Origin of the sequence: Prosthecomicrobium sp. N25, from assembly GCF_037203705.1 — a bacterium.
GTDB lineage: Bacteria > Pseudomonadota > Alphaproteobacteria > Rhizobiales > Ancalomicrobiaceae > Prosthecodimorpha.
Map to the genome: position 1 here is coordinate 1,282,681 of NZ_JBBCAT010000001.1, position 17,783 is coordinate 1,300,463.

The 17,783-nt window shown below is 72.2% G+C and carries 21 protein-coding genes and 1 riboswitch; of the genes, 11 read left to right on the plus strand and 10 right to left on the minus strand.

Translation table 11 applies throughout. The features are described 5' to 3' along the window. Nucleotide 1: 1 nt before the first annotated feature. The gene (ispH, locus tag WBG79_RS05775) at nucleotides 2–1,000 is read right to left on the minus strand and encodes a 4-hydroxy-3-methylbut-2-enyl diphosphate reductase (protein ID WP_337356153.1); all 999 of its coding nucleotides are present in this window, start codon (nucleotides 998–1,000) and stop codon (nucleotides 2–4) included. 234 nt (nucleotides 1,001–1,234) lie between these two features. Here ispH and WBG79_RS05780 point away from each other — a divergent pair, with 234 nt between their 5' ends. From WBG79_RS05780 to gcvPB, 5 genes are all read left to right on the plus strand, one after another. Further along, nucleotides 1,235–1,819, plus strand: coding sequence for a hypothetical protein (locus tag WBG79_RS05780; protein WP_337356154.1), 585 nt, complete (start codon nucleotides 1,235–1,237; stop codon nucleotides 1,817–1,819). A 137-nt stretch (nucleotides 1,820–1,956) separates the two neighbouring features. Then, nucleotides 1,957–2,057, plus strand: a riboswitch (glycine riboswitch). 196 nt (nucleotides 2,058–2,253) lie between these two features. Then, a complete protein-coding gene (gene gcvT / locus WBG79_RS05785; protein WP_337356155.1) occupies nucleotides 2,254–3,411 on the plus strand; it encodes a glycine cleavage system aminomethyltransferase GcvT in 1,158 nt (385 codons plus the stop codon). A gap of 13 nt (nucleotides 3,412–3,424) precedes the next feature. Beyond that, nucleotides 3,425–3,793, plus strand: coding sequence for a glycine cleavage system protein GcvH (gene gcvH / locus WBG79_RS05790; RefSeq protein ID WP_337356156.1), 369 nt, complete (start codon nucleotides 3,425–3,427; stop codon nucleotides 3,791–3,793). 12 nt (nucleotides 3,794–3,805) lie between these two features. Further along, the gene (gene gcvPA, locus WBG79_RS05795; RefSeq protein WP_337356157.1) at nucleotides 3,806–5,146 is read left to right on the plus strand and encodes an aminomethyl-transferring glycine dehydrogenase subunit GcvPA; all 1,341 of its coding nucleotides are present in this window, start codon (nucleotides 3,806–3,808) and stop codon (nucleotides 5,144–5,146) included. Nucleotides 5,147–5,212: 66 nt separating this feature from the next. Further along, a complete protein-coding gene (gene gcvPB / locus WBG79_RS05800; RefSeq protein WP_337356158.1) occupies nucleotides 5,213–6,787 on the plus strand; it encodes an aminomethyl-transferring glycine dehydrogenase subunit GcvPB in 1,575 nt (524 codons plus the stop codon). Nucleotides 6,788–6,845: 58 nt separating this feature from the next. Here the strand turns inward: gcvPB and WBG79_RS05805 are convergent, their stop codons facing one another. Continuing rightward, nucleotides 6,846–7,463, minus strand: coding sequence for a DedA family protein (locus WBG79_RS05805; protein WP_337356159.1), 618 nt, complete (start codon nucleotides 7,461–7,463; stop codon nucleotides 6,846–6,848). Between the two features lie 101 nt (nucleotides 7,464–7,564). Then, entirely contained in the window at nucleotides 7,565–8,224 is a 660-nt protein-coding gene (locus WBG79_RS05810; RefSeq protein WP_337356160.1) for a DedA family protein, read from the minus strand. Between the two features lie 244 nt (nucleotides 8,225–8,468). Between WBG79_RS05810 and WBG79_RS05815 the strand changes: the two genes are divergently transcribed. Next, entirely contained in the window at nucleotides 8,469–8,822 is a 354-nt protein-coding gene (locus tag WBG79_RS05815; protein WP_337356161.1) for an ArsR/SmtB family transcription factor, read from the plus strand. Between the two features lie 82 nt (nucleotides 8,823–8,904). Next, nucleotides 8,905–9,462, plus strand: a complete 558-nt coding sequence (gene moaB, locus WBG79_RS05820; protein WP_337356162.1) for a molybdenum cofactor biosynthesis protein B — start codon at nucleotides 8,905–8,907, stop codon at nucleotides 9,460–9,462. Between the two features lie 21 nt (nucleotides 9,463–9,483). On the opposite strand, the gene WBG79_RS05825 is transcribed toward moaB, so the two are convergent. Next, nucleotides 9,484–10,218 carry a class I SAM-dependent methyltransferase gene (locus WBG79_RS05825; protein ID WP_337356163.1) on the minus strand — a complete coding sequence of 245 codons (735 nt, stop codon included), beginning with the start codon at nucleotides 10,216–10,218 and terminating at the stop codon, nucleotides 9,484–9,486. A gap of 146 nt (nucleotides 10,219–10,364) precedes the next feature. On the opposite strand from WBG79_RS05825, the gene WBG79_RS05830 reads away from it, so the two are divergent. The 3 genes from WBG79_RS05830 (at nucleotide 10,365) to WBG79_RS05840 (ending at nucleotide 12,636) form a co-directional block, all read left to right on the plus strand. Continuing rightward, nucleotides 10,365–11,228 (plus strand): aminotransferase class IV, encoded by an 864-nt coding sequence (locus WBG79_RS05830; RefSeq protein WP_337356164.1) that lies wholly within the window; start codon nucleotides 10,365–10,367, stop codon nucleotides 11,226–11,228. Nucleotides 11,229–11,289: 61 nt separating this feature from the next. After that, a complete protein-coding gene (locus WBG79_RS05835) occupies nucleotides 11,290–12,228 on the plus strand; it encodes a glycine--tRNA ligase subunit alpha (RefSeq protein ID WP_337356165.1) in 939 nt (312 codons plus the stop codon). A gap of 168 nt (nucleotides 12,229–12,396) precedes the next feature. Further along, nucleotides 12,397–12,636: a CDGSH iron-sulfur domain-containing protein gene (locus WBG79_RS05840; RefSeq protein ID WP_337356166.1), complete on the plus strand. Its 240-nt coding sequence runs from the start codon at nucleotides 12,397–12,399 to the stop codon at nucleotides 12,634–12,636. Nucleotides 12,637–12,645: 9 nt separating this feature from the next. Here the strand turns inward: WBG79_RS05840 and WBG79_RS05845 are convergent, their stop codons facing one another. Together WBG79_RS05845 and pabB are read right to left on the minus strand one after the other, a co-directional pair. Continuing rightward, nucleotides 12,646–13,248: an anthranilate synthase component II gene (locus WBG79_RS05845; RefSeq protein ID WP_337356167.1), complete on the minus strand. Its 603-nt coding sequence runs from the start codon at nucleotides 13,246–13,248 to the stop codon at nucleotides 12,646–12,648. Continuing rightward, entirely contained in the window at nucleotides 13,245–14,648 is a 1,404-nt protein-coding gene (gene pabB, locus WBG79_RS05850; RefSeq protein ID WP_337356168.1) for an aminodeoxychorismate synthase component I, read from the minus strand. Before pabB ends, WBG79_RS05845 begins: the two co-directional genes overlap by 4 nt. 179 nt (nucleotides 14,649–14,827) lie before the next feature. Here pabB and WBG79_RS05855 point away from each other — a divergent pair, with 179 nt between their 5' ends. Then, nucleotides 14,828–15,028 carry a hypothetical protein gene (locus tag WBG79_RS05855; protein ID WP_337356169.1) on the plus strand — a complete coding sequence of 67 codons (201 nt, stop codon included), beginning with the start codon at nucleotides 14,828–14,830 and terminating at the stop codon, nucleotides 15,026–15,028. A gap of 10 nt (nucleotides 15,029–15,038) precedes the next feature. Here WBG79_RS05855 and WBG79_RS05860 read toward each other — a convergent pair whose 3' ends face one another. The 4 genes from WBG79_RS05860 to WBG79_RS05875 all read right to left on the minus strand — a co-directional run bounded on the left by WBG79_RS05860 (nucleotide 15,039) and on the right by WBG79_RS05875 (nucleotide 17,648). Further along, nucleotides 15,039–15,224, minus strand: coding sequence for a hypothetical protein (locus WBG79_RS05860; RefSeq protein WP_337356170.1), 186 nt, complete (start codon nucleotides 15,222–15,224; stop codon nucleotides 15,039–15,041). 121 nt (nucleotides 15,225–15,345) lie between these two features. Further along, nucleotides 15,346–16,197: a S49 family peptidase gene (locus tag WBG79_RS05865; RefSeq protein WP_337357894.1), complete on the minus strand. Its 852-nt coding sequence runs from the start codon at nucleotides 16,195–16,197 to the stop codon at nucleotides 15,346–15,348. A gap of 85 nt (nucleotides 16,198–16,282) precedes the next feature. Then, a complete protein-coding gene (locus tag WBG79_RS05870; RefSeq protein ID WP_337356171.1) occupies nucleotides 16,283–16,552 on the minus strand; it encodes a hypothetical protein in 270 nt (89 codons plus the stop codon). Nucleotides 16,553–16,670: 118 nt separating this feature from the next. Next, a complete protein-coding gene (locus WBG79_RS05875) occupies nucleotides 16,671–17,648 on the minus strand; it encodes a uracil-DNA glycosylase (RefSeq protein WP_337356172.1) in 978 nt (325 codons plus the stop codon). Nucleotides 17,649–17,783: the final 135 nt, after the last annotated feature.

Consider the following 17,783-nt stretch of genomic DNA (forward strand, 5'->3'; position numbering starts at 1 on the left):
GTCACTCGGCCGCCGACAGGGAGGAGGCGCGCGGCCCCGCCGCCGCGACGTCGCGGAGGTCGCGCGGCAGGTTGAACGTGACCGATTCGTCCGCCGTGCGCACCGTCTCGACCCGGATCTCGTAGCGCGCCGCGAAGGCCTCGAGCACCTCCTCGACCAGCACCTCCGGCGCCGAGGCTCCCGCCGTCACGGCGAGCCGGCGCAGGCCCGAGAAGACCCTCCAGTCGATGTCCGCCGCCCGCTGGATCAGCACCGCGATCGGGCAGCCGGCCCGCTCCGCCACCTCGCGCAGGCGCTGCGAGTTCGACGAGTTCGGCGCGCCGACGACGATGAGCGCGTCCACCGTCGGCGCCAGCGCCTTGACGGCGAGCTGCCGGTTCGTGGTGGCGTAGCAGATGTCCTCCTTGTGCGGCCCCCGGATCGCCGGGAAGCGCGCCAGCAGCGCCTCCACGATCACGCGCGTGTCGTCGAGCGACAGCGTCGTCTGGGTCGTATAGGCGAGCGGCGCGTCGTCCGCGAAGGGCAGGGCGGCCACGTCCTCGGCCGTCTCCACCAGCGTGACGGCCCCCGCGGGGAGCTGCCCCATGGTGCCGACCACCTCCGGGTGGCCCGCATGCCCGATCAGCACGACATGGAAGCCCTTGCGGTGATGGATCTCGGCCTCGCGGTGCACCTTGGTGACGAGCGGGCAGGTGGCGTCCAGGTGGAAGAGCCCGCGGTCGCGCGCCGTTGCCGGCACAGACTTCGGCACCCCGTGGGCCGAGAAGATCACCGGCTGGCCGGTCTCCGGGATCTCGTCGAGCTCCTCGACGAAGACGGCCCCCTTCGCCTTCAGGGTCTCGACCACGAAGCGGTTGTGCACGATCTCGTGCCGCACGTAGACCGGCGCGCCATACTTCTCGAGCGCGAGCTCGACGATCTGGATGGCCCGGTCGACCCCGGCGCAGAAACCGCGTGGGGCCGCGAGCAGGATCGTCAGGGGCGGCTTGTCGGACGTCATCGGGGTTCCGGGGCTCGCGCGGCGGGGCGGCGGTCGGACGGAATAGAGGGAGGGGGCGGGCGGGTGTCAAGGTCGCCGAGGGACACGGCTTCCGTCCCGCGATCGCGACGCCCGCGCTCCGCCTCGAATTCGCCTCACCAGCACCCCAGTGACGGACCGGCCGGGCCGTTGCTATAGAAGGCGCCGCCCGGCCCCGGGCGAAACCCGACCTGTCTGCCGACCCCGAGAGGACCCATGCCGCTCGCCCACCGCCCGATCCGGACCGCCCTCCTCCTGGCCGGCCTCGTCGCGCTCGCCGGTTGCGGCAGCATGACGGGCGGGATCGGAACGACCCTGATGACCGGCGGCGCCGGCGAGGACAAGCTCGACACCGAGGCCCTGCTGGCGCGCCCGACTTGCCCGCCGGCGGAGATCCGGCACGGCACCGAGTCCATGCTGATATTCGAGCCGGGCAAGCACGGCGACCCGAACGCGCTGCGCTTCCAGGCGAGCATTCAGCGCGTCGCCCGCGAGTGCAACCAGGTCGGCGACAACATGGTGGTTCGCGTCGGCTCCGCCGGCCGCGTCGCCTCCGGCCCCAAGGGCGCCACCGGCACCGTCACGGTCCCGGTCCGCGTCGCCGCCGTCCGCGACGACCAGGTGATCTACTCCAAGCTCGCCAACGTCCCCGTCGACGTCCGCGCCCCCGACTTCTCCGCCCTGTGGACCCAGGTCGACGAGAACGTCGTGGTCCCCGCCGCCGACAGTGCCAAGGTCACCATCTACGTCGGCCTCGACGAGATCGGCGACAAGGCGCCCAAGAAGGCGAAGGCGAAGTAGTCCGCCCGAGCCCCCGCGACCCCGACCGGGCAGGCTGTCTCAGGACCATTTGACGCACCTTGCCGTTCCGGCCTATGGTGCGCCGCATCGAGCCCGTTGCGACTCGATGGCGGCCGCCGGGGAGACCGGCTTCTGCCCACGCCCCCGCGGGAGAGCTCGGCGGATCATGTGCGATCCGTCGGCACCGAAGGAGAAACCGCCCCGGAAACTCTCAGGTCCCAGGGACCGCGGGGGGCGAGCGACGCTCTGGAAAGCAGCCTCGGGCGACCGGCCCGGGGCTCACCGAAGGAGTAACCGGGCGGCGCGCGGCTGATTGGAGAGCCCGCGGTGCCCCGGGAAATCTCTCAGGTTCTCGGACAGAGGGGGCGCGGACGGCGGCCGGAGGATCTCCGGGGAGCCGCTCGCGGCCTCGTCGATCCGGCCGGAAGCCTCGCATGACCGAACCCAGTTCCGAAGACCCGCAAGGCGAGCTCCTCGCCACGCCCCTCTATGGCCTGCACGTCGCGCTCGGCGCCCGCATGGTGCCCTTCGCGGGCTATGCCATGCCGGTCCAGTACCCGGCCGGCATCCTGGCCGAGCACAAGTGGACGCGCGAGGCCGCCGGCCTGTTCGACGTCTCCCACATGGGCCAGGCTGTGGTCGAAGCCCCGGACTGGGCGACCGCCGCCGCGGCGCTCGAGACCCTGGTGCCCGCCGACGTCGCCGGCCTAGCGCCCGGCCGCCAGCGCTACACCCAGCTCCTCAACGAGGCCGGCGGGATCGTCGACGACCTGATGATCGCCCGCCCCGCCGACCCGGCGAGCGGCCGGCTCATGCTCGTCCTGAATGCATCCCGCAAGCATGTGGACGTCGCAACGATCGCGGCGCGCCTGCCCGCGGGCGTCACAATCGCGCCCCAGCCGGACCGCGCCCTCCTGGCCCTCCAGGGCCCGAAGGCCGGCGCGGTCCTGGAGGCGATGGCGCCGGACCTCGCCGGCACGATCTTCATGGACGTGCGGACCGTGAGCCTCGACGGCTGGATCGACGCGACCGTCAGCCGCTCCGGCTACACGGGCGAGGACGGCTTCGAGATCTCGGTCGCCGCCGACGTCGCCGAGGCGCTCGCGCGCCGGCTCCTCGACCATCCGGACGTGCATCCGATCGGCCTCGGCGCCCGCGACAGCCTGCGCCTCGAGGCCGGCCTCTGCCTCTACGGTCACGAGATCGACGAGACGACGAGTCCGGTCGAGGCCGGCCTGGTCTGGTCGATCCAGAAGCGCCGGCGCGACGAGGGCGGCTTCCCGGGCATCGACCGGTTCCGCCGCGAGATGGCGGAGGGCCCGGCCCGGGTCCGCGTCGGCATCCTGCCCGAGGGCCGCGCGCCGGCCCGCGAGGGCACGGAGATCCGTGCGCGCGACGGCCGCCCGGTCGGCGTCGTCACCTCCGGCGGCTTCGCCCCGACCCTGAACGCCCCGGTCGCCATGGGCTATGTCGAGCCCGCGCTCGCCGCCCCGGGCACCGAACTCGACCTCGTCGTGCGCGGCAAGCCGCTGCCGGCGCGCGTCGCCGCCCTGCCGTTCGTCCTCACCCGCTTCAAGCGCCGGTCCCTTTGACGGAGTTGCCCCGATGACCCTCTATTCCCGCGACCACGAATGGATCCGCATCGACGGCAACGTCGCCACGATCGGCATCTCGCAATACGCCCAGGCCCAGCTCGGCGACGTCGTCTTCGTGGACCTGCCCGAGACCGGCAAGGCGATCGAGAAGGGCAAGGAGGCGGCGGTGGTGGAATCCGTCAAGGCCGCCTCGGAGGTCTACGCCCCGATCTCCGGCACCGTCTTCGAGGTCAATGCCGCGCTGACCGACAATCCGGGCCTCGTCAACGAGGATCCGGAAGGCCGGGGCTGGTTCGTTAAGCTGCATGTCCCGCAGGGCACCGACACGAGCCACCTCCTCTCCGAGGCCGACTACAAGGCCTACCTGGACACGCTCTGAAGAGGCCCGCCCATGCGCTACCTGCCGCTGACCCCGACTGACCGGGCCGAGATGCTCGCCCGCATCGGCGTCCCCGACGTGGACGCCCTCTTTGCCGACGTGCCCGCCGGCAAGCTCCTCTCCGACCTGATCGACCTGCCCAAGGCCAGGGGCGAGCTCGAGGTCGAGCGCCTGATGGGCCGCATGGCCGCCCGCACCGTGCCGGCCTCGTCGGTCCCCTTCTTCGTCGGCGCCGGCGCCTACAAGCACCACGTCCCGGCGACCGTCGACCACCTGATCCAGCGCTCGGAGTTCCTGACCTCCTACACGCCCTACCAGCCCGAGATCACCCAGGGCACCCTGCAGTATCTCTTCGAGTTCCAGACCCAGGTCGCCAACCTGACCGGCATGGAGGTCGCCAACGCCTCCATGTATGACGGCTCGACCGCCACCGGCGAGGCCGTCCTGATGGCCCACCGGCTCACCCGCCGGTCGAAGGCCGTCGTCTCCGGCGGCCTGCACCCGCAGTACCGGGCGGTCGTCGAGACCCTCTCCGACATGGCCGGCGACACCGTCGCGGCGCTCGCCCCCGACCCGCGCGGGACCGAGGACATCCTGGCCGCGATCGACAAGGACACGTCCTGCGTCGTCGTCCAGACCCCGTCCTTCTACGGCCAGCTGATCGACCTCGCTCCCATCGCCGAGAAGGCCCACGCGGTCGGCGCCCTGGTGGTCGCCGTCTTCACCGAGGTTGTCAGCCTCGGCCTCCTGGAGCCGCCAGGCGCGCGCGGCGCCGACATCGTCGTCGGCGAGGGCCAGTCGATCGGCAACGCCCTCGGCTTCGGCGGCCCCTATGTCGGCCTGATGGCGACGCGGCAGAAATACGTCCGCCAGATGCCCGGCCGGCTGTGCGGCGAGACGGTGGACGCGGAGAACCGCCGCGGCTTTGTCCTGACCCTGTCGACCCGCGAACAGCACATCCGCCGCGACAAGGCGACCTCCAACATCTGCACCAACTCCGGCCTCTGCTGCCTCGCCTTCACGATCCACATGTCGCTCCTCGGCGAAGCCGGCCTGTCGCGCCTCGCGCTCCTCAATCACGAGGCCGCCGTGAAGCTGGCAGACCGCCTCGCCGCCGTGCCGGGCGTGGAGGTGCTCAACCCGGCCTTCTTCAACGAGTTCACCATCCGGGTCCCGGGCGACGCCGCCGCCGTGATCGAGCGCCTCGCCGAGCGCGGCATCCTCGGCGGCCTGCCGGTGTCGCGCCTGGAGCCGGGCAGGGGGCTCGACGACCTGATCGTCGTCGCGGCCACCGAGGTGAACACCGAAGACGACCGCCAGGCCTACGCGGAGACGCTGCGCGCCGTCCTTTGACGCGCCGCCGGACGCCATCACGAGCGCGCGCCCAGAGCGCGGCGCCGCCCCAAGCGAGAGGACCCCATGCTGAACGACCAGGGTCGCCCCACCCGCCCCGAGACCTTCCAGGCGCACACGCCCTGGACCTTCACCGGCAATCGCGCGCTGCGGGTCGAGGAGCCGCTGCTCTTCGAGATCGGCCGCGCCGAGACCACCGGCGTCGACCTGCCCGAGCCCGAGGGCGTGCCGCCGCGCCTCGGCGCGCACCGCCGCACGACGCCGATCGACCTGCCCGGCCTGACCGAGCCCGAGGCCATGCGCCACTACGTGCGCCTGTCCCGGTCGAACTACTCGATCGACACCGGCCTCTATCCGCTCGGCTCCTGCACGATGAAGCACAACCCGCGCCTCAACGAGAAGATGGCCCGGCTGCCCGGCTTCTCCGACGCCCATCCGCTCCAGCCGCTGTCGACCGTCAGGGGCGCCGTCGAGGTGATCGCCGAGCTCGGCCGCTGGCTCTGCGCGCTGACCGGCATGCAGGCCGTCGCCATGAGCCCGAAGGCGGGGGCCCACGGCGAGCTCTGCGGCATGATGGCCATCAAGGCCGCGATCCGCGCGCGGGGCGAGGAGCGCAACGTCGTGCTCGTGCCCGAATCCGCCCACGGCACCAACCCGGCGACCGCCGCCCTGATCGGCATGACGGTCCGCGACGTGCCCGCCCGCGCCGACGGCACGGTCGACGTCGAGGAGGTGAAGCGCCTGCTCGGACCCGACGTCGCCGCCATCATGCTGACCAATCCCAACACCTGCGGCATCTTCGAGCCCGAGGTGGCGGCGATTGCCGAGGCGGTCCACGCGGCGGGCGCCTACTTCTACGCCGACGGCGCCAACTTCAACGCCATCGTCGGCAAGGTCCTGCCCGGCGACCTCGGCGTCGACGCCATGCACATTAACCTGCACAAGACCTTCTCGACGCCCCACGGCGGCGGCGGCCCGGGCGCCGGGCCGGTCGTCCTGTCGGGCCGCCTCGCGCCTTTCGCGCCGCTGCCCTTCGTGCGAATGGAGAACGGCACGCCGGTGCTCGTCGAGACGCCCGCCGCCACCCGCGACGGCGAGACCCCGTTCGGCCGCATGACCGCCTTCCACGGCCAGATGGGCATGTTCACCCGCGCGCTCGCCTACATGCTGAGTCATGGCTCGGACGGCATGCGCCAGGCCTCCGAGGACGCCGTGCTGGCCGCCAACTACGTGCGCGCCGGCCTCGCCGACTTGATGACGCTGCCCTTCCCCAACCACCCGTCCATGCACGAGGTGCTGTTCGACGATCGCTTCCTGAAGGACACCGGCGTCACCACGCTCGACTTCGCCAAGGCGATGATCGACGAGGGCTACCACCCGATGACCATGTACTTCCCCCTGGTCGTCCACGGCGCCATGCTGATCGAGCCGACCGAGAGCGAATCCAAGGCGAGCCTCGACCTCTTCGTCGCCACGCTGCGAGACCTCGTGATGGCGGCGCAGCGCGGCGACACGGCCCGCTTCACGCAGGCGCCGCGCTTCGCCCCGCGCCGCAGGCTGGACGAGACCCGCGCGGCGCGCTCCCCGAAGCTGAAGTGGGACCGCCCCGCCCCGATCCCGCCGGCCGTGGCCGCCGAATAGACGACGGAGCCAGGCGGAGCGGCTCTTCTCGGCCGCGGAGACGGACGCCCCGTCCGGGTCAGCCCCCCGTGCGGGCCCGCATCTTCTTCGCCAGGAAATATCCGCCGATCAGGATGGGGGTCCCCAGGATGGTCAGGGCGGGGAGGGCGGTCCAGGAGTCCGCGTGCTCGGCGCCCTTCGCCACCACGGCCCCGGGGGCCAGCATGGCGGGTACGAACAGGAGGGCGGAGCCGAAGCTGACGCCCTGGAACAGCCCGTGGCGCATGCCCATGATGCCGGCCGAGAGCGGCACCACGGCCCTGAGCGGTCCGAAGAAGCGCCCGGCGAACACGCCCCACCACCCGTGCCGGGCGAAGAAGGCGTTGCCCTTGGCGAGCATCTCCGGCCGGGTCCGGAACGGCCACACCCGGTCGGCGTGCGGGCCGAGGCGGCGGCCGAGCCAGTACGACACCGTGTCGCCGACGAGGCAGCCCGCGACCCCGCCGACCACCAGGTCGAGGAGCGGCACCATGCCGGCGCCGACCAGCCCGCCGGCCGCGATCAGGATAGCGGTGGCCGGCACGAAGAAGCTCACGAAGGCAAGGGATTCGGCGAAGGTGAGGAGCCCGACGAGCACGCCCGCCCAGACGTGGTGTTCGCGGATGAAGGTCTCGGCGGCAGCGGCGAAATCCGTCATGCGGGCTCCAGGAACGAGGTCGATCGGCCTGAGTGTGGGGCAGGCGCCGCGAAAGGCAAGGCGCGTACCTCGCGCGGGCCCGACGCCGTGGCCGGGAAGGCTCAGTCGCCGCGCTTCCTGGCCCGTCCGCCGTCGCCGAGCCAGCGCGGCGCGTTGCGCCGGACGAAGAGCACGAGCCCCGCCAGCCCGGCCAGGAGCAGGGCCCCGAGCCCGGCCGCTTCCCACCAGCGTCCCCCCCGCCCGAGGTCGACCAGCCACGAGACCGCCGCGCCGGGCGCGACCAGAACCGGGATCCAGACGATGGCGGAAGCGACGTTGACGGCCTGGAAGGTCCAGTGCGGCATGGCCATGATCCCGGCCGCGAGCGGCACCGTCGCCCTCAGCGGTCCGATGAAGCGCCCGAAGAAGACCGCGGCCCAGCCCCAGCGCGCGAAGACCCGCTCGCCGGCCGCCAGCCAGTGGGGCCGGCTCCGGAACGGCCACATCTGCTCGACGCCCGGCCCGAGGCGGCGGCCGATCCAGTAGCTGATGGCGTCGCCGAGGGACGCCCCGATCGCGCCGCCGGCCCAGACCTCCCAGAACGGCAGGGCGCCGGCCCCGACGAGCGCCCCGGCGGCGATCAGGACGGTGGTCGCCGGGATCAGCACGCCCACGAAGGCGAGCGACTCGCCGAAGGCCATCAGGCCGACCAGGAGCGTGCCCCAGCCCTTGTTGGCCGCGATGAAGGCCAGGATGGCGTCGATCGACCAGTCCGTGGGCATGCGCCTCCCTTCGGGCGGCCAGGAGCCGCCGCGTTGCGGTGAGTTAGGCCGAACGGGCACGGGCGTAAAGCCCGCCGCGCTTCAGTGAGCCTCGATCAACTTGCCGACAGCCCGATGTCACGCGATTGAATCACGCCGCGGCATTGACCACATTGGACGCGACGGCGCGCGACCCGGCGGGTGCGGCGCCCGGGGCCTCGGAGCCGGCGCGGCTCGACGCAACCAGGGAAGCGGATCCATCGTCATGCGTCCACTCGCGCATCCCAGCATCGACGAGCTCACGCTCGCGGGCCTGCTCCACGCCCTCTCCGACCCGGTCCGGCTCGACATCGTGCTGTGCCTCTCGGCGGCCAGCTGCGAGATGAACTGCATCAGCTCCGCCAAGGAACTGCAGGGCCTCTCCAAGTCCACCCTCTCCCACCACTTCCGCATCCTGCGCGAGGCCGGCCTGGTGCGCAGCGAGCGGCGCGGCGTCGAACTCCTGAACCGGCTGCGGCTCGACGAGATCGAGCGCCGCTTCCCCGGCGTGGTCGGCGCCATCCTGGCCGTTCGCAGGGCCGAGTGCCGCGCCGAACCGCGGCGGGACGCGGTCGCCTGAGCGCTCGCCGCTTCGTTTCATCCATGTCAAAGACGGCCGAGGCGCGGTCGGGCAGGGTCCCGCCGCAACCAGGGAGACCGCGATGGCGCGTATCGACGAAAGCCGGCCCTTCATCCCCGTCCGGATCGCCATCCTGACCGTTTCGGACACCCGCACGCTCGCCGACGACCGGTCCGGCCAGACCCTCGAGGACCTCGTCCGAACGGCCGGCCACGAGGTGATCGAGCGCGCCATCGTGCCCGACGACGTGGACGAGATCCGCATGATTGTCAGCACCTGGATCTCCGAGGAGCGGATCGACGTGGTCATCACCACGGGCGGCACGGGCTTCACCGGCCGCGACGTGACGCCCGACGCCCTGGAGCCCCTGTTCGACAAGCGCATGGACGGCTTCTCGGCCGTGTTCCACCGCCTCTCCTACGACAAGATCGGCACCTCGACGATCCAGTCCCGCGCGACCGCCGGGGTGGCCGGCCGGACCTTCGTGTTCTGCCTCCCCGGCTCGCCCGGCGCCTGCCGCGACGCCTGGGACGGCATCCTCGCCGCCCAGCTCGACTACCGCCACCGCCCCTGCAACTTCGTCGAGATCATGCCGAGGCTCGACGAGCACCTGAAGCGCGGCAAGCTCCAGGGCGCCTGAGCCAGGGTGGTCCGCAAGGGCCTATGCGGGTCGTTCCAGGTCGAAGGTCAGGAAGCCGTCCACCCAGCGCCGGTCTCGGACAACGAAGCGCCCCTTGATCCAGCGATGCCAGTCGGCATCCGTGATCCTGACGTGATCGGCCTGCAGCGGCCATCCGGACGCGGAGAGCTTCCGCCTCGCGGTCTCGACGCTCGTCTCCAGCCCTGGCTGGTGCCAGTGCAGGCGGCTCGCCCCTCGGCCCGTCACCCGGTAGCGCAGCTCCTCGAGAGCCAGCCTCGCGACGTCCCGCCAGGTCGGTTCGACGTCCTCCAGGACCACGAGGGCCACCCCGCCGGGACGCAGCACGCGGTGCATCTCGGCCACGCAGCGTTCAGGGTCTTGCGCGTGGTTGAAGCTCCAGAAGGACAGGGCACCGTCGAAGCTGCAATCCCCGAAGGGCAAGGCCTCGCCGACCCCCGAGACGAAGTCCGGCTCGACCGCCGCCGGAGACAGCCGTCGACGAATGTCCGGCCAGGGCGCCTCGTTCCAACTCGGACTGGGATCGAGCACGACATAGCGCACGTCGGCGCGGAGAAACCCGGCCGCGAGCCCGGCGCCTCCGCCGATGTCCAGCACGTCGCCCCGGAAGGCTGCCAGCGCGGCGGCATGCGGACGGTATTCGTAGTCGAGGAGTTGCGCGGCCCGGGCCTCGTCCGCGGCGAACGTGGCGTACCAGTCTTCCATCTCGGCCTGCCTGGCCTGCCATTCGCTGTCCACCGGCCGCCTCCGATCGCCCCGGCGCAACCGTATCGGTCCGCCGCGTTTCGGAAAACCCGCCGGCGGGAAGAACCTCGGGCTGACACGGGTCCGGTCCCTTGCTAGGTCCTCGGTAGAGAAGCCCGTCAGCAGCAGCCGGAGAGCCCATGCCCATCCTGAACGGCCGCCGCGTCGACGGCCCGACCGCGCCCTTCGACCTATCCGATCGCGGCCTGCTTCTCGGCGACGGCCTCTTCGACACGCTGGTGGCCTTCGGCGGCCACGCCTGGCGCGGTGAGGCGCACCTGGAGCGGTTGGCGGCCGGCGCAGCCCAGTTGGCCATCCCGGTCGCGCGCGCCACTCTCGAGGAGACCCTCGCGGCCGTGCTCGCCGAGGCGCCGGCCGCCGCCACCGTCCGGCTGACGCTCACCCGCGGCCCGGGTCCCCGGGGCCTGAAGCCGCCGGACGCGCCGACCCCGACCCTCCTCGCCACCGCGGCGCCCTGGTCGCCCGCCATCGTGTTCCGCCCCGTCCGGCTCGCCCTCGCCGAGGCGCGCCGCAACGACCGCTCGCCGACGAGCCGCCTGAAGACGCTCGGCTACCTCGACCCCGTCCTGGCCACCGCGGCGGCGGCCGCCCGCGGCTTCGACGACGCTCTCTTCCTCGACACGGCCGACCGGGTCGCCTGCGCCACCATGGCGAACGTCTTCGCGGTCCACGGTCGGGTCCTCACGACCCCGCCGGTCTCCGACGGCATCCTCCCCGGCGTCGCCCGGGCCGCGGTGCTCGAGGCCGCTCCCGCGCTCGGCCTGGCGCCGCGCGAGGCGAGCCTCGCCCTGGCCGACCTGGCCGAGGCCGACGAGGTCTTCCTGACCAACAGCGTCCGCCTGGTCCTGCCCGTGACGGCGATCGAGGACCGGCCGGTCCCGGGCGCCGCCCGTTCGCCCGTGGCCCGGGCCGTGCTCGCCGCCCTGCTCGACGACATCCGGCGGGCGACGGGGGCCGACCCGGGGGTCTCGCTCGCCGATTGACCGCATGATCCCCGCCGACTAGGGTCCGCGCGCAATCCGCCAGGCATCCGACGGGCCCGCCATGATCGACCCCGCGCTCCCCGCCCACATGCGTCCCGACCGGTCCTTCCAGGGGCTGATCCTGACGCTCCAGCGCTTCTGGGCCGACTACGGCTGCGTCATCCTGCAGCCCTACGACATGGAGGTCGGCGCGGGCACCTTCCACCCTGCGACGACGTTGCGCGCCCTCGGCCCGAACCCCTGGCGCGCCGCCTACGTGCAGCCCTCCCGCCGCCCGAAGGACGGCCGCTACGGCGAGAACCCGAACCGGCTGCAGCACTATTACCAGTACCAGGTGATCCTGAAGCCGAACCCGCCGAACCTGCAGGAACTCTACCTGAAGAGCCTCTACGCCATCGGCATCGATCCGGCCCTGCACGACATCCGCTTCGTCGAGGACGACTGGGAGAGCCCGACTCTCGGGGCCTGGGGACTCGGCTGGGAATGCTGGTGCGACGGCATGGAGGTGAGCCAGTTCACCTACTTCCAGCAGGTCGCCGGCTACGAATGCGCGCCCGTCTCCGGCGAACTGACCTACGGCCTCGAGCGCCTCGCCATGTACGTCCAGGGCGTCGACAACGTCTACGACCTGAATTTCAACGGCTACGAGGGCGACGCCAAGGTGACCTACGGCGACGTCTTCCTGCAGGCCGAGCAGGAATACTCCCGCCACAATTTCGAACACTCCGACACGGAGATGCTGTTCGAGCAGTTCCGCATGGCCGAGGCCGCCTGCCGGAAGTATCTGGACGCCGGTTGGGTCGACGCGGACAGGAGCCGCCACCGGATGGCGCTGCCCGCCTACGACCAGTGCATCAAGGCGAGCCACGTCTTCAACCTGCTCGACGCCCGCGGCGTGATCTCCGTCACCGAGCGCCAGAGCTACATCCTGCGCGTCCGCGAGCTCGCCAAGGCCTGCGGCGGCGCCTGGCTCGCCACCGCGGGCGGCGGCGCCGCCTGAGACGATCCCGGCGGATTCGACCCGACGGGCCGCGGCCCCGCCCCGACGGGCGTCCCGCGCCCCGTGATGGCGTCGCCGGCGAAACGCACTGTCCATCACTTTCGCGATCGACAGCCCCGGTGACGCAGCGATAGCGTCTGCCGACCAGGAACGAACCGGAGATTCCCCATGTCCGCAGCCGTCGTCGCCCAAAAGGCCCCCTATCCCGTCGAGGTGAAGGCCGGCGAGTCCTATTGGTGGTGCGCCTGCGGGCGGTCCGCCAACCAGCCCTTCTGCGACGGCTCGCACACGGGCACCGGCATTACGCCGGTCGAGTGGGTCTCCGACAAGGACGGCAAGGCCTTCTTCTGCGGCTGCAAGGCGACCCAGAAGCCGACCATGTGCGACGGGTCGCACAAGGCGCTCTGACGCGCGCGGCTAGGGACGCCCGCTGCGGCCGGCGCCCCAGTCCGACGCGAGCCGGAGGAAGTTGGCGAACATCGTCAGTCCGCCTTCGGTCAGGACCGATTCGGGGTGGAACTGCACGCCCCAGGTCGGCTCGCTCCGGTGCGCCAGGCCCATGATCTCGCCGTCCTCCGACCGCGCGGTGACGACGAGCGGGCTCGCCTGCGGATCGTCGATCTCCACGACGAGCGAGTGGTAGCGCCCGACCCTGAGCGGGCTCGGCAGCCCGGCGAAGATTCCGGTCCCGTCATGGGTCACGAGCGAGGCCCGCCCGTGCATCGGGGTGTGTGCCCGCGTCACCCGCAGCCCCGCGACCGCCCCCATGCACTGGTGGCCGAGGCAGACGCCGAGGATGGGCAGCCGGCCCGAGAAGGCCCGGATCGCCGCGTTGGAAACCCCGGCCTCCGCCGGCGTGCAGGGTCCCGGGGACACCACGATCGCCTCCGGCGCCATCGCGGCGATATCGGCGACCGTGACCGCGTCGTTGCGGACGAGGCGCGTCTCCGCCCCGAGGATGCGGAAGTGCCGCGCCACGTTGGCGACGAAGCTGTCGTAGTTGTCGATGACCAGGATCACCGGCCGCCCGTCCCCTCACCGCGCTCCGGCCGGAACGCCTCGAAGATGCGCGCCGCCTTGGTGAGCGTCTCCTCGTATTCGGCGACCGGGTCGGACAGCATCGTCACGCCGCCGCCCGCATGGAACACCGCCTCGCCGTCCCGGAACGTGACGGTCCGGATGGCGATGTTGAGGTCCATCGAGCCGTCGAAGCCCAGGAACCCGATCGACCCGCAGTAGACGCCGCGCGCCCAGCGCTCCACCTCGGTGATGATCTCCATCGCGCGAATCTTCGGCGCGCCCGTGATGGACCCGCCGGGGAAGCTCGCGCGGATGAGGTCGACCGGGCCGCGCCCGGCCTCGAGCCGGCCCGTGACGACGCTCGTCAGATGGTGGACCGACGCGTAGCTTTCCAGCCCGCACAGGACCGGCACCTTGACGCTCTCCGGCCGGCAGACCCGCGACAGGTCGTTGCGCAGGAGGTCGACGATCATGACGTTTTCGGCCCGGTCCTTCTCCGAGGCGATCAGCTCCGCCGCCCGCGCCGCGTCCTCGCGCGCGTCCGGCGATCGCCGCGCCGTCCCCTTGATCGGCCGGGCCTCGACCTCGTCGCCCACCACCGTCACGAAGCGCTCCGGCGACGAGGAGGCGATCTGAAACCCGCCGCAGTCGAGCCACGCCGCGAAGGGCGCGGGGTTGACGACCCGCAGGCGCCCATAGAAGGCGAGCGGGTCGAAACCGAGGGCAAGCGGAGCGGAGAAGCGCTGGGCGATGTTGGCCTGGAAGATGTCCCCGGCCCGGATCCACTCGACCACGCGGGCGACCGCCGCCGCATAGCTCTCGCGGGTGAAGTTGGAACCCCACGCAAGCTCGGCCGTTGCCTCCCCGAGCGCGGGCTTCGCCGGGCGCTCCAGGCGGGCGAGGAATTCGGCCGCCCGGGCCTCCGCTCGTCCTCGCCGCGACACCGGGTCACTCTCGGGCCACCCGGTGGAAACCACGAACGAGCGGTTCGCCACGTGATCGAACGACACGACGACGTCGTAGAAGTGCAGGAGAACCTCCGGGATCGCGGGTTCCGCGAAGGCCGGCTCCGGCAGGCGTTCGAGGTCGCGTCCGAAGTCGTAGGCGAGGAACCCCGCCGCGCCGCCCTGGAAGGGCCCCGGGCCGGGAACGGTTTCCTGCCGGTAGAGCGCGAGGCGCTCGGCAAGCCGGTCGAGCGGGTCGCCGGCGAGCGGCGTGCCGTTCCACGCCGCCGTCCCGCCACGGACCTCGAAGGTCCCGAACGGGTCGGCGGCGACCGACGAGAAGCGGCCGAGGCGGGGATCCCGCATCGCGCTGTCGAAGAAGACGGGCCGCGCCAGGCCGTCGAGGCGAAGGAGCGCCTCGAAGGGATCGGTGAGGTCGAGGTCGAGGATCAGCATCGAAGGGCCCGGCTCGCTGCCGACCACATAGGCCCGCCCCGCGCCCGTGTCGATGGGCGCTCGCGTCGCGGCTTGCCTGAACGGCGCGCCGCAGGGCCGTTCAGGGCGGGTTCAGTGGCCGACGCGCAGTCTGGGACCAAGTGGAAAGCCCTCGGGCCGAAGCCCGAACGGAGGCGACGATGACAGGCAGAAACAATTTCGGTTTCGTCTTTTCGCTGATGGAACGGTCGGACATCCGCGTTCCCGGCAACGAGGACGGCGAACTCTTCATGATCGACGCGGCCACGCTCGAGGACGTCGAGGCGCAGCTTCTCGCCGAGCGCATGCTCGGCCTGCATCCCATGGCGACGGAAGAGTTCGCCTTCGCCACCGTCCACTGACGGTCGGGTCTCAGCCGCGCGGGCGATAGACCCCGTCCGCCCCGCGGACCAGCGTGCCGGCCTCGACCGGCGCCTTCACGGGCTCCGACCGCGTCGCCTTCAGCGCCTTCTCGACCCGGTCCATCTCCCGCTTCACGAACTTGTAGCCCGCGAGCGCGGCCGCCCCGACGGCAGCGATGACGAAGACCTGCGGCATGGGTTCGGGCCTCTCCTGAAGAAACCGGCCCGCCCAGCTTAGCAGGAACTTGGGCGGAATGGAGGAGGGATCCCCCGGGGCGGGCATCTGTCGCGCGTCCGGCCTCGTTGCGGCGGCCGTCTCAGAGGCCGTAGCGCGCCCACAGGGAGCGCGCCTCGATGGCGCCGAGCGCCTGTTCAGGCAGGGAGCCGCCGAGCGCCGCCCCGCCCGCCCCGCCGAGCCGGCGCCCGAACAGGCCGCGGGGCTCCTGGATCAGGCGGAGCTTCGCCTCCGCGCCGAAGCGCTCCTTGACGAAGGAGCGGACGTCGCCGAGGGCGTCCACCAGCCCGAGCGCCAGCGCCTTCCGCCCGGTCCAGAAAAGCCCCGTGAAGAGGCCCTCCTCGTCGTGCCGCAGCCGTGACCCGCGCCGCTCGCGCACGAGGTCGATGAAGGTCTCGTGGATTTCGAGCTGCAGGGCCTTCAGATGCTCCACGTCTTCCGGCTTCTCCGGCCGGAACGGGTCGAGCACCGCCTTGTTCTCGCCCGCCGTGTGCACGCGGCGCTCGATGCCGAGCTTGTCGAGGAGATCGACGAAGCCGAAGCCCGCCGACACGACCCCGATCGAGCCGACGATCGAGGACGGGTCCGCGACGATCTCGTCGCCCGCGCAGGCGATCATGTAGCCGCCCGACGCGCCGACGTCCTCGATGAAGACGAGGACCTTCTTGTCCTTCTCCTCGGCGAGCTGCCGGATCCGCTCGAAGATCAGACGCGACTGCACCGGCGAACCGCCCGGCGAGTTGATCAGGATCGCCACTGCCGGCGCGCGCGGCGCCGCGAAGGCCCGCTCCAGCCGGCCCGCCACGGTCGCCAGGGTCATTCCCCCTGAGATCGGGTTGACGAGCCCGATGGGACCGCTGAGCCGGACGGCGGGAATGACGACGAGATCCTTGCGGAAACGTGCCGGAACGAGCTTTGCGAGCGAACGGCGCAGGTCGGCGAGCACGGCCATGGAGACCTCGGGCAGGATGCGGGACCCTCAACATAGGGTCCGCCCCGGCCTCGCGCCACTGGCCGCCTCAGGCGTCGGCCCGGCCCCGCGCGTACTGCGCCGCCGCCGCTCGGGTCTCCGGCGGGGTGCCGGCATGTTCCTGCGCCGCCAGGGCGGCCCCGAGCACGGGCGCCGCCGGGCGCTGCGGCGACAGGGGCGGGGCGGCCGCAGCCGCGATCGCGGGAGCCGCCGGGGTCGCGGGCGGGGCCTCGTCCACCGGGCGGGCAGCCGCGGCGGTCGGGCGCGTGCCGGCGAGCGGCACGGTGTCGAAACTGGATCCGAGGCTGGAGATCCCCATGGAGCGTCCCCGTCGGGCGCTGTCGGCGAAGAAGCCGCCGGCCGTGGCCCGTCACCTCGCCAGATTGCAGGACGTTTCGCAATGTCTCGTCAAGCGAGACGGTAAGATTTGAGCGACCCTACGGTTTCCCGTCGAGCGCCTCCTTGAGAGCCAGGAAGTCCCGCCAGGCGAGCCGCTTCTGCAGGGGCTGGCGGAGCAGGTAGGCCGGGTGCAGGGTCGCCAGCGCCCGGATCTCCCGTTGCCCGGTCCGGTGAGTCAGCCACTTGCCGCGGAGCTTCAGGATCCCCTCGGTCGTCCCGACGATCGCGGAGGCGGAGGCCCCGCCCAGGAAGACGAGCACGTCCGGATCGGCGAGCTCGATCTGCCGCAGAATGAAGGGCTTGCAGATCTCCGTCTCCTGCGGGGTCGGCGTCCGGTTGCCGGGCGGCCGCCAGGGCACCACGTTGGCGATGTAGGCGCCCGACCGGTCGAGCCCGATCGCCTTCAGCATGCGGTCGAGGAGCTGGCCCGAGCGGCCCACGAAGGGCAGCCCCTGCTCGTCCTCCTCCCGGCCCGGCGCCTCGCCGACGAACATCAGCCGCCCCTGCGGATTGCCGTCCGCGAAGACGAGCCGGCGCGCGGTGAGCCGCAGGTTGCACCCCTCGAAGCCGGCCAGGATGTCGCGGAGCTCGTCGAGCGACCGCGCCGAGCGTGCCGCCTCGCGGGCCGCCATGACGGCCTGGTCGCCCGGGATCCCGGCCTTGACGGCGGGCTTCGCCACCGGCTGCGGCTGCGGCTCGAACCGCGGCCGCTCGGGCGGCAGCGGCACGGTGGCCGGAGGCCCGGCCGGCCGCGTCACGCGCGGCTCCGGGGGAGGCGGGGCGGGGCGCACCGCCGGGGCCGGCGCCGCCGGCGCCGGGAGCCGGGCGGCGGCTGCCGGAGGCGGCGGCGCGGCCGCGCGCGCCTTGCGGCTCTCCGCCTCGCGCCGGCTCTCCTCGAACCGGTCGACCGGTTCGTCCGCGAGCGCATCGTCGACCCCGACCGCGCGGTACCAGTCGAGGAGCGCGCGGACGGCCTCCTGGGTGGCGACGATCCCGCGACTGAGCCCTTCCGCCACCTTGGCCGTTCCCTGCAAGTCGACTATGAGGTCGGGGCCACTATAGAACCGGAGCCCCGCGTGAGGCGAGCCGCGTGCGGTCCGTTCCGGTTTTCCACACGTTTTCCACAGGGTGTCCCCATGTCCGGGCACCCG

Excerpts from the sequence above, each read along its gene's own strand:
- WBG79_RS05780 (WP_337356154.1), top strand. The coding sequence starts at position 1,235 with ATGCCGCTCGCCCACCGCCCGATCCGGACCGCCCTCCTCCTGGCCGGC.
- gcvT (WP_337356155.1), top strand. The coding sequence starts at position 2,254 with ATGACCGAACCCAGTTCCGAAGACCCGCAAGGCGAGCTCCTCGCCACG.
- pabB (WP_337356168.1), bottom strand. The coding sequence starts at position 14,648 with ATGCTGATCCTCGACCTCGACCTCACCGATCCCTTCGAGGCGCTCCTT.
- WBG79_RS05815 (WP_337356161.1), top strand. The coding sequence starts at position 8,469 with ATGCGTCCACTCGCGCATCCCAGCATCGACGAGCTCACGCTCGCGGGC.
- moaB (WP_337356162.1), top strand. The coding sequence starts at position 8,905 with ATGGCGCGTATCGACGAAAGCCGGCCCTTCATCCCCGTCCGGATCGCC.
- WBG79_RS05810 (WP_337356160.1), bottom strand. The coding sequence starts at position 8,224 with ATGCCCACGGACTGGTCGATCGACGCCATCCTGGCCTTCATCGCGGCC.
- WBG79_RS05870 (WP_337356171.1), bottom strand. The coding sequence starts at position 16,552 with ATGGGGATCTCCAGCCTCGGATCCAGTTTCGACACCGTGCCGCTCGCC.
- WBG79_RS05805 (WP_337356159.1), bottom strand. The coding sequence starts at position 7,463 with ATGACGGATTTCGCCGCTGCCGCCGAGACCTTCATCCGCGAACACCAC.
- WBG79_RS05860 (WP_337356170.1), bottom strand. The coding sequence starts at position 15,224 with ATGCCGCAGGTCTTCGTCATCGCTGCCGTCGGGGCGGCCGCGCTCGCG.
- ispH (WP_337356153.1), bottom strand. The coding sequence starts at position 1,000 with ATGACGTCCGACAAGCCGCCCCTGACGATCCTGCTCGCGGCCCCACGC.
- WBG79_RS05855 (WP_337356169.1), top strand. The coding sequence starts at position 14,828 with ATGACAGGCAGAAACAATTTCGGTTTCGTCTTTTCGCTGATGGAACGG.
- gcvH (WP_337356156.1), top strand. The coding sequence starts at position 3,425 with ATGACCCTCTATTCCCGCGACCACGAATGGATCCGCATCGACGGCAAC.
- WBG79_RS05835 (WP_337356165.1), top strand. The coding sequence starts at position 11,290 with ATGATCGACCCCGCGCTCCCCGCCCACATGCGTCCCGACCGGTCCTTC.
- WBG79_RS05830 (WP_337356164.1), top strand. The coding sequence starts at position 10,365 with ATGCCCATCCTGAACGGCCGCCGCGTCGACGGCCCGACCGCGCCCTTC.
- gcvPA (WP_337356157.1), top strand. The coding sequence starts at position 3,806 with ATGCGCTACCTGCCGCTGACCCCGACTGACCGGGCCGAGATGCTCGCC.
- WBG79_RS05840 (WP_337356166.1), top strand. The coding sequence starts at position 12,397 with ATGTCCGCAGCCGTCGTCGCCCAAAAGGCCCCCTATCCCGTCGAGGTG.
- gcvPB (WP_337356158.1), top strand. The coding sequence starts at position 5,213 with ATGCTGAACGACCAGGGTCGCCCCACCCGCCCCGAGACCTTCCAGGCG.